This is a genomic window from Muriicola sp. Z0-33, assembly GCF_026126425.1.
Taxonomy (GTDB): Bacteria; Bacteroidota; Bacteroidia; order Flavobacteriales; family Flavobacteriaceae; genus JAFMPW01.
In genome coordinates, this window is record NZ_JAFMPW010000009.1 from 1 (window position 1) to 12,383 (window position 12,383).

Here is a 12,383-nt window from a genome sequence, read left to right on the forward strand (position 1 = left end):
AGAGAGAAGTACTGGAAGTCGGGAATTGGAAAGGAACAATTGCGAATAATAAGAAATAAACATAGTTAGATGCCTCGGTGGCGGAACTGGTAGACGCGCTGGATTCAAAATCCAGTGTCTTCGGACGTGTGGGTTCGATTCCCACCCGAGGTACGAATAAACCACAAAAAAGTGGAAATACAAGCGAGCTTCAAAAAAGAAGCTCGCTTCTTTTTTGAAGTAAAGCGAAGTGTTTCTTTTTGTGGTTTTCAAAGCGAGCGCGTAGGGAAGCTTGCCGGAGGGCAAGCAATCCCACCGCGAGTTTTGACTTCCCAGTTTGTAGTTTGTTCTGAGCGTGTATTGAAGTGTTTCTTTTTGTGGTTTTCAAAGCGAGCGAGTAGGGAAGCTTGCCGGAGGGCAAGCAATCCCACCGCGAGTTTTGACTCCCCAGTTTGTAGTTTGTTCTGAGCGTGTATTGAAGTGTTTCTTTTTGTAGTCTTCAAAGGCGCAAATCTGCTATTTGGCGTATAGGCTAAAAAACTCTGCTGTATCTTTAATATCCTGAAGACCCAGTATCCAGCATACCTCGGAGGTATCGGAGAAGTCGAGCCCGCCAGCTGCTATGGCCTCATTGTTGTAACGTCCTTCCACGCCATTATATTTATTCCCAATTTGTACAGCGTGTTGCCATAATTCTTTTAAAGCGGGCTCACTGATATCTGTCTTCCATTGTGAGTACTCTGGCGTACGGAAGCCTGGAGTACCATTGCCAACAGCATTACCATCAGGGATTTTATGATAGGTGGCATTGCTCTTGACATATGCCAGTTTCTGCTGATCTGTAACCTCTTCATTCCAGTTGCTGTGCTGCACTACATGAAATCTCTTAGGCGAATTAATATCAGGCATATCTTCCTTAACTGCCGCAATTAAAGCAGCGGTAAAGTCGGATTGCCCGGCTTCTGCAATCCAGATATTACCATCATTGTCAAGGGTTTTCTTAACTTTTGCTTTTACATCCTTAACCGCAGCAGATAATTTATTATGGGCATCTGTCCAGTTCTTGCCAAAGGCCATTTGGAATAGCGAATTAGGGGGCACATACAGGCCTTCCTGCACACCATATGTGCCTGCCACAGCATGGTAGCTAACCTTGGCATAGTCCGGATGGCTCATCAGGGTAATAAAAGCTGCAACAGAATGCAGATCGTCCACATCGGTTTTACAATCGTATTGCACTAACAAAAGGTCCTTTTCTACATTGAAGCCTTCCTGGGGAGAATGATCAGGAATCATAAAGCTATTCCCTACAGTGATGAAAGCAAAAGTTATTACCAGCAACAAACGAATTCTAAGTTTCATATTTTCTTGTTTTAGTTTTTTCAATTATCAATCTCCTCCTATATCCTTTACAGTAAGAGTGCGATTGGCTTAATTATTTTCATTGAGATCTTGAAGGTAGCATATTCCTGATCGAAGATATTTTCCATTTTCCGTCTTCAGTTACTAGCACAAAACTGCTCCACATATTCCTCTCTTTACCGTTTGGGTTTATAATCTGATATTGACAATCTACCAGGGCACAACCCGCATTTAAGAATCGCAATTTTTTTATTGTTAGCTTTCTTTTACCGGGGTTATTGGCCGAACTTCGCAACATTCCTTCAATAGCCATTTCCCTGTTGTTTCTCCAATTACCGGAAGAAACCAACTGATCCATATCTGATGTCAGTATATTGTTGAGCATAAGCGTATCTAGTTGCTCTCTAGCCTGGACATACATTTCTATCACTGTGTAAATAGCGACTTTTTCCGGATTGTTCACATTATCCTGGGGATAAACAGAAAAAGTAATTAAAATACTGCATAAGGCCAGTAAAAAAGAGGTTATAGGTTTCATATGATATAGTTCGATAAATATGTGATTTTGTTATTCTGAAAGGCCCTTGGAAGTTGAGATCAGGATTTTTAAGCGCTGACCAATGTCCGAATTGCGTTTGACATCTAAAAAGGTTTCGGCCCCAGGGCCCATCGCAAATAGTGGCACCACCGAAGCTGTATGATTTTTTGTGGCCCATACCAGCTGTAAATTGGGGTAATTACTATCCGACACTGCGGCCAGGCCACCGGTCTCGTGGTCTGAGGTAAAAACCACCAAAGTTTCTCCTTGTGTTTTGGCGTAATCGAGCACTAAAGAAAGCGTTTCCTGAAGTGCTGCTATTCCTTTTAAAACCCTTTTAGAATCGTTCCTATGGGAAGCGGAATCCATTTCCTCACATTCCACCAGCAATATAAACGGACTGTCCCGATAACTCAGATACCTCAATGCAGCATCTGTTAGCTGAAGAAGGTTGGGGGTAGAGGTCATGTCCTGAATTTCGTCTTCTTCAAAAATTGCAGCTATAGGTGCTAATACTTCAGTCTGCTGTGGTAGTGTCAGGGTGGCATCCAGCAGTTGAAATCGCTGTTTAAGGATTTCAATAGTGGTTTCGAGGTCCGGAATTTCATCCTCACCCAAATCTTCTAGTTCTCCGAAGAGTAGATCGAGCTCACTGGCAGCTATTTGAGTTAATATTTCTCTGGCATTATCACGAGAACCTGTATGGGCAACAAAGGCGGCCGGAGTGGCATCCCAGATATAAGAGTCTGTGACAATTGCTGTGTTGTATTGTTGGGCATTGGCTAATTCAAAAACATTGGTCAGGTGATTTCCTTCTGCATCTTGCCCTATGACTTCAAAAAACGTGCTGGTACCTGTTGCCATGGCCGTTGCAGAAGCCCCGGAATCCGTTAGTGGTCCAAAAGTTGAACGCGTGTCGTGCCAGCTTTTCACATCGAACTGCTGCCAGACCGAAGTTTTATTTTCCTTTTGTTGAGTTAGCATGGCCAAAGACAGATGGGTAAAGCCCAAGCCATCAGCCACAAAAATTATGATGTTCCTGGGTGTATTGTCTACACTATCTATAGTAGTTCCTTTAGGTTCTAATCCAGGTGAAAATTCGATATCCCCGGATGAACTCACTACTTTGAGATTAAACAAATAAAATATGCCAACAATGAGCAAGCCTAGCACCAACGCGGTAAGGAGACTTGTCTTTTTCCAATTTTTCACAGTCGAATTATCTGTAGATTAAGATACAAAAAATCGGTCCAGATTATTATAACCTGGTCCTATTTGTTTTGCCAGAAAAAGCCAGCATTTTCCAAAAACGTATTTAACTGATTTTCATAAGTGCTTTCTTCCTTTCAATATTCCTGATAGCTAGCTATAGGTGCGGTCGTGCGAACGCAATTTATTCCATTCATCCGTAGATTTAAAGAAACTCTTATCACTGGGATGCAGGTGCTTTTTAACCACCTCTTCATTTAGTTCTATACCCAATCCAGGGGCCGTAAGGGGCACCGTGGCAAAACCTTTATCGATCATTTTAAAACCCCCGACAGTTTTGACCAGATTTTCCCACCAGGGAAGATCCACAGAATGGTGCTCCAGGGCCAGGAAATTCTGGCTGGCCGCAGCACAATGCACATTGGCCATAAAAGAAACCGGGGTTCCTGCCTGATGCATGGCCATGGCAATTCCAAATTCTTCGGCATAATCGGCTATCCTTTTAGTTTCCAGTAATCCGCCCGAAGATGCTAAATCCGGATGAACAATATCTACGGAGCGGTTATGAATCAGCGGTTTAAAATTTTCGAGATAATGGATATCTTCTCCAGTAGTGGTTGGCGTCTCAATGGCTTCCGTGATGGTTCTCCATTGTGTGGTATGTTGCCAGGGAACCATATCTTCAAACCATGCCAGCCTGTATTTATCCAAAGCTTTGGCCAGCCTTATGCCGTTGTTAAGATCAAAATGGCCGTAATGATCTGTTGAGATAGGGATTTCATAACCCACCATATTTCTAACATTTTCAACAACTTGTTGCAAATGTTCCAGGCCTTTTTCAGTAATCTGGATTTGTGTAAAGGGGTGTGCGGTATTTGCATAGGACATGGAGTTTTGCATATCGCCCCATTGACTTAAATTACCATTAGCATCTTCCCAGATCTTCCCATTTACAATAGTTCCGGGGATTCCTTTGAGTTCACCAATAGATACATCCATTTTAAGCCAGGTATAGCCCTGATCCTGAACCCTGAAATTTATGAGTCGTTGCTGTTCTTCAGGAGAACTGGCTTCGGGGGTGTCGGCATATAACCTGACCTTATCCCTGTACCGGCCACCAAGTAGTTGCCATGCAGGCACATTGTAGGCTTTACCACAGATATCCCACAGTGCCATTTCTACGGCGCAAACCCCTCCGGCTTGCCTTGCCGGGCCTCCAAACTGTTTGATAGTTTTAAATATCTTCTCAACATTGCAGGGATTCTGCCCAAGGATGCGGCTTTTTAGGAATAATGCATAACGCACATCCGCGGCATCCCTGACTTCGCCCAGGCCGTAAATGCCCTGATTGGTGTCTATGCGAATTATGGCAGTACCTCCCATGACATTGGTTAAGGCATAGCGCATGTCTGTTATCTTCAATTCCGAAGGTGATGAACTACGGTTAACCCTGGACGTGGTCTCGGATATAGTGTCTTCAAAAGAATAGGCTACAAAACTGCTAAGTGCCATGCCTCCAAGGGCGGTTCTTTTTAAAAAATTTCTTCGGTCGTTAGAGGTTTTTGGATGATTTTGCTCTGCAAGGCGGGAGGCGGAGTACGCCATTTCCTCTTCTTTGTTTTTAGCGATCAGCTGTTGAAGGACATTTTTCATAAATGTGTTTTTAGAATGATTAACCTTATGTGAACTGTGTACTAAATGTACATATATTATTTTACGGTTCCGGGCTTTGATCAGACGAACGATGAACATTGACAATCTTTGGTTTTATTGTGATTATTTCTACTAGTAATTGTCTAGCCTAAGGATATCCCTTATTTTAGATGAAAATCAAAAGAGCATGGGAACAAGGAGAAATTTTATAGAGAAATTAACTGTTGCATCTGTCGGGGTTCCATTGGTATATAACCCTTCTACCTTATTTGCAGCAACCGGGGAGCATTATGATGGTCCTGTGCTGAGGGTGGCCATAATGGGACTTGGAAGTTATGGAACCAGAGTGGCGAAGGCAATGGTATCTTGTAAGCGGGCCAGGTTGGTGGGATTAATTAGTGGCACCCCGGCAAAAGTGGTCAAATGGAGGGCGCAATACAATATCCCTGAAAAAAACTGCTACAATTACCAGAATTTTGACCAGCTAAAAGATAATCCGGATATAGATGCAGTCTATGTTATTACCCCCAATGGACTGCATTGCGAGCAATCTATAAGAGTTGCCCGTGCAGGGAAACATGTGATTTGTGAAAAACCAATGGGGATAAATGCTGCTGAAGGACAAAAGATGGTAGATGCGTGTAAGGCAGCAGGGGTTAAATTATTGATTGGGTACCGAATGCATTTTGAACCCAAAACCGTTGCTGTCATCAAAATGCGTCAGGAGGGTGTTTTTGGACAGCTTAAATTTTTCCAGGGACAATCCGGTTTTGTCATAGGGAATCCTAACCAATGGAGATTAAACAAGAAGTTATCCGGAGGTGGAGCAATGATGGATATAGGAATTTACTCTATTAACGGGGCCCGTTATATGCTCGGGGAAGAACCAGTTTGGGTCACGGCCCAGGAAACCAAAACCGATCCTGTTAAGTTTAAAGAAGGGATAGATGAGACCATTCAATTTCAAATGGGATTCCCGAGCGGGGCAGTGGCATCTTGCCTGTCTACCTATGCCATGAATCATCTGGATAGATTTTTTCTCAATGGATCGGAAGGCTTTGCTGAAATGCAGCCATCAACGGGTTATGGACCTATTGAAGGACGTACCCACAAGGGGAAACTTACACAGCCTCATATTACGCATCAGACCTTACAAATGGACGGGATGGCAAAAATAATATTCGAGGATATCCAACCTATTGTACCTGTTGACGGGGAAGAGGGGGTAAAGGACATGAAAATTATAGATGCTATCTTTTTAGCCGTAAAGACAGGTAAAAAAGTTATGCTTTAGGTGTATTAACCACGGCCAATGTAAGGCATCTCGTTGGCCATAATCGTCATAAAAGGAACGTTCGTATCCAGAGGTAAGCCTGCCATATATACCACAGCACGGCCAACATCGTTAACATTCATGGTAGGTTCTGGTTTGGAAGTGCCATCTGCCTGGAGAATACCCTTTTCAATTTTTGTTGTCATTTCACTTGCTGCATTCCCAATGTCTATCTGTCCACAGCAGATATTGTACTTACGGCCATCCAGGGAGGCAGATTTGGTTAAACCCGTGATGCCGTGTTTACTAGCAGTATAGGCAACAGAATTAGGCCTGGGTACATGGGCACTTATAGAACCGTTATTTATAATACGCCCTCCCATTGGTTCCTGGTTTTTCATAATCTTAAATGCCTCCTGCATGCACCAGAAGGTGCCAGACAGGTTGGTGTCTATTGCACGTTTCCAATCTTCTCTGCTTAGCTGATCGAAAGGATGTGCCGGGGCACCAATTCCTGCGTTGTTAAATAGCAAATCTAACCTTCCATATTTATTTCTAAGCTCGTTAAAAAGTTCCGCAACACTATCTGGGTCTGTAATGTCTGTAACCACTGTAGTTGTTTCACTTGCACATAAGTTGGAGGTTTTAAGGAGTTGATCTGCTCTTCTGCCAGCTAAAATCAATGTCCAACCTGCCCTGCTGAGGGCTAGTGCTGAAGCCCGTCCAATTCCCGACCCAGCTCCCGTGACTACTGCTATTTTGCTGTTTTGTGACATGTGGTTCTACAGTTTTTAATTATAATTGATTGCTTATAATTCCACAAGGTTTTTCAGGGTGGTTCCTTTTGAGAATTGTATGATATTGAGTGCGGCTAGCCTGGACATTTCATTTCTGGCTTCTACAGTTGCTGACCCTATATGCGGTAATACAGCAACGTTTTCCATTTGGAGCAGCGGATTGTCTGGTAACATGGGTTCGGGATCGGTTACGTCTAATCCTGCGCCCCAGATTGTTTTATTCTTTAAGGCTTCAATAAGGTCCTTTTCATTGTGAATACCACCTCTTGCCGTATTAATAAATATGGCCGAGGGTTTCATTTTGGCAAATGTTGGCCCATCAAACAATTGCCGGGTCTTATTTGTAAGTGCGGCATGAACAGAGAGCACATCACTCTGGGCCAATAGCTCATCAAAGGAAACCATACGGGCATTGAGGAGCTTTTCAACTTCTTTATTTGGTTTTCGGTTATGGTAAATCACTTCCATGTTATAGGCTCCGGCACATCGCTTGGCGAATTCGGAACCTATTCTGCCCATTCCTAAAATTCCAACTGTCTTTCCTTTCAACTCGATTCCTAAATTGGCCTTTGGCCTGAAATGTGTCCATTTTTCGGCCTCAATTTGCTTGTGCATATAGAACATTTTTCTGGAAACGGCCAGCATTAGCCCGAAAGCGATATCGGCAGTAGCCGCGGTCATTGCACCCGGCGTATTGGTGATGGGAATTTTAAACTCTGATGCACTTTTAAGATCAATATTATTGTACCCTACGGCATACTGTGAAATAAGTTTAAGATGTTTATTGGTCTTCAGAAAATGTCTGTCAATTTTGTAGATACTGGAGGAAAGCAGGATGTCATGATTTTTACTGGCTTCCAAAAGTTCCTTGTACTGCATCGGCAGATCGTTAGTCCAGAGGGTCAGTTCAAAGCCTTCTTTGCGAAGCATCTCTATACCTACTTTTGGTATATCAATAGAAACCAGGACTTTCATAAATAGTTATTTAATAGAATTGCTTGATATCTTAATATTCCAGAAGTTCAATTTTTCTAAAATCTATTGGATGACTGTTAGACTGAATTGAAAGAAACCCTTCTTTAACGGTATCATCTCCGTTTATGATTAGCGCTTTTGCCGTTTTGTTTTCAGGGTCATAGTTAGGATTGGCATACCGTAGTATTTCTTCTCCATTTACATAGTGGGTAATCTGACCATCTTTTATATCAATTTCCAAACTTACCCATTGATCCCCGTGAAAAGTTCTGGAAACCACCGGAGGGGTACAATAACCAGAATTTTTTTCACCGTTGACCTCAATAAACATCCCATTGGCACAGGCCGCACCAACCGGTCGCTCATCGCTGCCGTTTCCTCCGTGTAAATTGTATTCCAGGCAAATGGGAAAGGCGTCTGTTATACTGAGCGTGGCGGGAGGCTGACTGTGGAATTGAATGCCACTGTCTCTATAGCCCCATTCCGGAGCTCCGGGAGCGGTTTCCCCAACAAATCTATATTCTGCCCTAAACCTGTAATTGGATAATTTTTTGTTGAAGTACAGGCCGCCGAAACGATCGTCAAAGTTATCGCCATAGGCATCATAGCGAATGCTTAAAATACCGTTTTCTACTCTAAATGTATTGCCAAAATTCTCTCCCATGGGAAAGCCCCTTATCTTCATAGTCCAGCCATCCAAATCCTTTCCATTAAATATGGTTTTCCAATTATCGGTGGCAGCTTTTTCTTGCTTTGTATTTGGCTTTTTTTCGGCGCAGGAGACTGCCAAAGATAAAAGCAGCAGCATTATATATTGTTTTAAGTTTGGCATATGTTGTTTATAAGAAGTGTAATACAATTATAAAGTAGAAAGATAATTCAATATTATTAAAAAGTCGGAAATAATTCCTGCTGCTGAGGTGCATGATAGCGGAGTTCGTGCTTAAAAATACATTTCTTATTTTAGAGGTCTTATCATAATAAATCTGCCAAACTATGAGAATTAAATCAGTTTATTTGCTACTTGCTTTTGTGGTTACCGTTTTTCTTACCACTTTTTCCTGCAAGGAAGTACCCGCCAACAATAAGGAGGAGGTTAAAAATGTCATGATCGATACCCAACTGGTGTATAGCGATTATACTCCGAATGCCTCCGATCTGAAATTATCCCGGGCAGATTATGCAGAAAAACTACATGGATTTTGGTTAGCGCAGTGTATTGCCAATTGGACCGGTCTGGTCACCGAAATGGATAAAATTGGGATTCCAAACAAAGAAGGCATAGGTGAAGGTTTTTATACCCGGGAAGATTGGGGCAAACCGGATCAGCCCAATCTTTGGGGTTCTAATAATTATTCTGATACCATAGACTTTCTATTTGCAGATCAGGATAGTATCTGGGGAGCTGATGATGATACAGATATTGAATATATCTATCAAAGCCTGTTATATGAAAACAAGACCAGTATACTCAGTGGAGAGCAAATTCGGGAAGGCTGGCTGAGGCACATTAAGACAGAGGAAGAGAATTTCCTTTGGGTTTCTAACCAAAGGGCGTTGGACCTTATGAGTGAAGGAATAACACCACCTTCGACAAGCGATCCTGAATTAAACCCGGATTACGAGATGATTGATGCGCAGCTGACTACAGAGATATTTGGTTTTTTTGCACCCTCGCGCCCGGATGTGGCATTGAAAATGTCCAAATTGCCTATACAGACCTCAGCCAGGGAGAATGCTGAATGGATTGCTGAGTTTTATGTCATTATGTACGCTCTTGCTCCGGCAGCGGACGAAAATAAATCTATTAAAGAAAACCTTGAATGGATGGCAACGATGGCAAGAAAAAGATTGCCGAATGAATCATATTCTGCCAAGATGTACGATTTTGTGAAGGAACAATATGCGTCCGGTGTCACTTGGGAGGAAGCTCGGGATGCTTTACACGAAAAATATCAGATAAGACAGGAAGATGGTTATATGTGGGCTACCAAAGATGAATCTTGCAGTGGATGTTTTGCTGCGGGGATAAATTTTGGAGCTAGTATAGTAAGCCTGCTTTACGGGGAAGGAGATTTAAAAGAGACGATTAAAATTGGTGCCCTGGCCGGATGGGATTCTGATAACCCTACTGCTACCTGGGGAGGACTTTTAGGGTTTATGTTAGGAAAAGAGGGCGTTGAAAAGGCATTTGACCGTAAGTTTGCAGAGGAATTTAATATTCACAGAACCAGAGTAGGGTTTCCCAATAACGGAGTAGACAATTTTAATGAGATGGCCAAAAAAGGAATTTATATCATAGACAGAGCGGTACAGGAACAAATGGGAGGTGGAGTAAGCCTGGAAGAAGATGTTTGGTACATTCCAGAAATGAAAGTTGAAATTCAGGAGGGGAGCTAACTTTTTGAGAGTCTGAATAAAATCTATTATTAAAACCTCGCTACATAGCGGGGTTTTTTCTTTAAAAAAAGGAATATTATAAGGAGTTGATTATGAAAAACTTAGGTCAAAACGGGTTTTCGCAATTTTTTTCTATAAAATGCATTTTGGGGGGTTTAAGCTGCGTATAATGCGCATTTCATCAGGATTTCCCTTTCCCTTATCTAATTTTCGGACTAAAATCTAAACTTAGTATGACTTTTGTCTTCTAACTAGTAGAGATTAATATAAAGATTTGGGATTATGGAAACATTATTACTTGTTAAGGAGATTTATTTAGAAGGCTTTAAAAATTTGGGCCACTATATCTTAAAGAACTACTTAAAGATATTTGCCTGGTTCAGCTTTGCTTTGTTATTTATAGCTGCATATGCACTGGTATTCAGAATTGCTACCGGATTTGCATTTGATTAAATAGTACCCCCGATCTTATTATTCGCCCCTGTTTTTATTGCAGAGGTGGTATTAAGACCCGCTTTGCAAATGGAATAACTAAAACAAAACGTTATGGATTCTATTTTGGAAAGTTTTAAGCGACTCAGTGAAGGAGTGGTTATTGATTATGGGAGAATAGGGATCATTGGTTATGTTACACTATCTATGATCTTCCTATATACTTTTCTTAATTAAAGCATACTCTTTTACGAAGGCCGTATATTAAATATGATAATGAATAGAAAAAGCACCCACATTAGCTGGGTGTTTTTTTGATATATTAATATGGAAATAATCCAAAAAATAGGAAATAATCCATATATTAGCTATCCTTTTAGTGAAGCCCTGTTTTAGTAGCTCTGCCTTTTGGTGGAACCAGGTAAGCAGATGGTTGAACCTGCCTGCTGGTTTACCCGCCTTTGGAGGGCAGGCAGGCTAACCCCCGCCATAGGACGGGGTCCTGGACTTGTCCAGGGCAAATACTATAGGGATAACTATGAAAAAAACCATACTACATTTAGATCTGGATACTTTTTTTGTGTCTGTAGAACGGCTGCTAGACAGTAGGTTGCAGCATAAGCCTATTCTTGTAGGCGGGCTTAGTGACAGGGGGGTAGTAGCCGCCTGTAGCTATGAAACCCGCGGGTATGGGGTGCATTCCGGGATGCCTATGAAAATGGCAAGGGAACTCTGTCCCGAAGCTATTGCTATAAAAGGCAATGCAGGTACCTACAGCAAGCATTCCGATCTGGTTACCGAGATCATTAAGGAACAAGTACCGCTGTTTGAAAAATCTAGTATTGATGAGTTCTATGCAGACCTTTCCGGGATGGACCGGTTTTTTGGTTGTTACCATTATGCCTCAGAACTCAGGCGAAAGATCATTAAAGAAACAGGCTTGCCCATATCCTTTGGTTTATCTGTTAATAAAGTGGTTTCTAAAGTAGCCACTAATGAGGCCAAACCCAATAACCAACTCAAAATAGATTTCGGCTATGAAAAACCCTTTTTAGCACCACTTTCTATAAAGAAAATTCCCATGGTAGGAGATAAAACCTACCAGACCCTTAGAAATTTAGGGCTTAGGAAAGTACAGACCATACAGGAAATGCCAGTGGATTTAATGCAAAGGGTATTGGGAAAAAACGGAAGGGTTATCTGGAAACGTGCCAACGGTATGGACAATAGCCCGGTGATCCCCTTCTGTGAGCGGAAATCTATTTCCAACGAGCGCACCTTTGATAAGGATACCATAGATGTGATAAAATTAAAAGGAATCCTTATTGCCATGGCCGAGAACCTGGCTTTTCAGTTGCGGAGGGGCGAAAAACTCACTGCCTGTATTGCGGTAAAGATCCGCTACTCGGATTTTAATACCTATTCCAAACAAATGAGGATTCCCTATACCAGTGCTGATCATATCCTTATCCCTAAAATCCTGGAACTGTTTAAAATTTTATACAACAGGAGGTTATTGGTACGTCTGGTGGGGATACGCTTTAGCCATTTGGTGCCGGGCAATTATCAGATAGATCTTTTTGAAGATACCGAGGAAGCCTTAAACCTCTATGCCGCTATGGATACTATCCGCGAACGCTATGGAGATAAGAGTGTGTTGCGTGCTTCGGGCATGGGGGCCAGAACCATTGGAAGAATGCACAATCCCTTTAATGGACAACCTCCAATTGTACTTGCGCACCGGAAACAGTAACAATTATCAGTG

The 12,383-nt window shown here is 42.1% G+C and carries 12 protein-coding genes and 1 tRNA gene; 6 read left to right on the top strand and 7 right to left on the bottom strand.

The features are described 5' to 3' along the window. The first annotated feature begins 71 nt into the window (after window positions 1-71). A tRNA-Leu gene (locus J1G40_RS12780) sits at window positions 72-153 on the top strand. Between the two features lie 342 nt (window positions 154-495). Here J1G40_RS12780 and J1G40_RS12785 read toward each other — a convergent pair. The 4 genes from J1G40_RS12785 to J1G40_RS12800 all read right to left on the bottom strand — a co-directional run bounded on the left by J1G40_RS12785 (window position 496) and on the right by J1G40_RS12800 (window position 4,741). After that, entirely contained in the window at window positions 496-1,341 is an 846-nt protein-coding gene (locus J1G40_RS12785) for a hypothetical protein (protein ID WP_265243038.1), read from the bottom strand. 79 nt (window positions 1,342-1,420) lie between these two features. Then, window positions 1,421-1,879 (bottom strand): nuclear transport factor 2 family protein, encoded by a 459-nt coding sequence (locus tag J1G40_RS12790; protein ID WP_265243039.1) that lies wholly within the window; start codon window positions 1,877-1,879, stop codon window positions 1,421-1,423. A gap of 30 nt (window positions 1,880-1,909) precedes the next feature. Beyond that, window positions 1,910-3,091 (bottom strand): alkaline phosphatase, encoded by a 1,182-nt coding sequence (locus J1G40_RS12795; protein ID WP_265243040.1) that lies wholly within the window; start codon window positions 3,089-3,091, stop codon window positions 1,910-1,912. A gap of 150 nt (window positions 3,092-3,241) precedes the next feature. After that, entirely contained in the window at window positions 3,242-4,741 is a 1,500-nt protein-coding gene (locus J1G40_RS12800; protein ID WP_265243041.1) for a mandelate racemase/muconate lactonizing enzyme family protein, read from the bottom strand. Between the two features lie 187 nt (window positions 4,742-4,928). Between J1G40_RS12800 and J1G40_RS12805 the strand changes: the two genes are divergently transcribed. Further along, on the top strand, window positions 4,929-6,035 hold the full coding sequence (locus J1G40_RS12805; protein WP_265243042.1) for a Gfo/Idh/MocA family protein: 1,107 nt from the start codon (window positions 4,929-4,931) through the stop codon (window positions 6,033-6,035). A 5-nt stretch (window positions 6,036-6,040) separates the two neighbouring features. Here the strand turns inward: J1G40_RS12805 and J1G40_RS12810 are convergent, their stop codons facing one another. From J1G40_RS12810 to J1G40_RS12820, 3 genes are read right to left on the bottom strand one after another with little or no spacing between them, the layout of a single operon-like run. Continuing rightward, the gene (locus J1G40_RS12810) at window positions 6,041-6,790 is read right to left on the bottom strand and encodes an SDR family oxidoreductase (protein WP_265243043.1); all 750 of its coding nucleotides are present in this window, start codon (window positions 6,788-6,790) and stop codon (window positions 6,041-6,043) included. A gap of 33 nt (window positions 6,791-6,823) precedes the next feature. Next, window positions 6,824-7,786 (bottom strand): 2-hydroxyacid dehydrogenase, encoded by a 963-nt coding sequence (locus J1G40_RS12815; RefSeq protein WP_265243044.1) that lies wholly within the window; start codon window positions 7,784-7,786, stop codon window positions 6,824-6,826. 31 nt (window positions 7,787-7,817) lie between these two features. Continuing rightward, complete coding sequence (locus J1G40_RS12820) at window positions 7,818-8,594, bottom strand: DUF1080 domain-containing protein (protein ID WP_265243045.1); 777 nt, start codon at window positions 8,592-8,594, stop codon at window positions 7,818-7,820. A gap of 188 nt (window positions 8,595-8,782) precedes the next feature. On the opposite strand from J1G40_RS12820, the gene J1G40_RS12825 reads away from it, so the two are divergent. The 4 genes from J1G40_RS12825 (at window position 8,783) to J1G40_RS12840 (ending at window position 12,371) form a co-directional block, all read left to right on the top strand. Next, on the top strand, window positions 8,783-10,186 hold the full coding sequence (locus J1G40_RS12825) for an ADP-ribosylglycohydrolase family protein (RefSeq protein WP_265243046.1): 1,404 nt from the start codon (window positions 8,783-8,785) through the stop codon (window positions 10,184-10,186). 282 nt (window positions 10,187-10,468) lie between these two features. Next, window positions 10,469-10,639, top strand: a complete 171-nt coding sequence (locus J1G40_RS12830) for a DUF6747 family protein (RefSeq protein ID WP_265243047.1) — start codon at window positions 10,469-10,471, stop codon at window positions 10,637-10,639. Window positions 10,640-10,732: 93 nt separating this feature from the next. Further along, window positions 10,733-10,855, top strand: a complete 123-nt coding sequence (locus J1G40_RS12835; RefSeq protein WP_265243048.1) for a hypothetical protein — start codon at window positions 10,733-10,735, stop codon at window positions 10,853-10,855. A 301-nt stretch (window positions 10,856-11,156) separates the two neighbouring features. Beyond that, window positions 11,157-12,371, top strand: coding sequence for a DNA polymerase IV (locus J1G40_RS12840; RefSeq protein WP_265243049.1), 1,215 nt, complete (start codon window positions 11,157-11,159; stop codon window positions 12,369-12,371). Window positions 12,372-12,383: the final 12 nt, after the last annotated feature.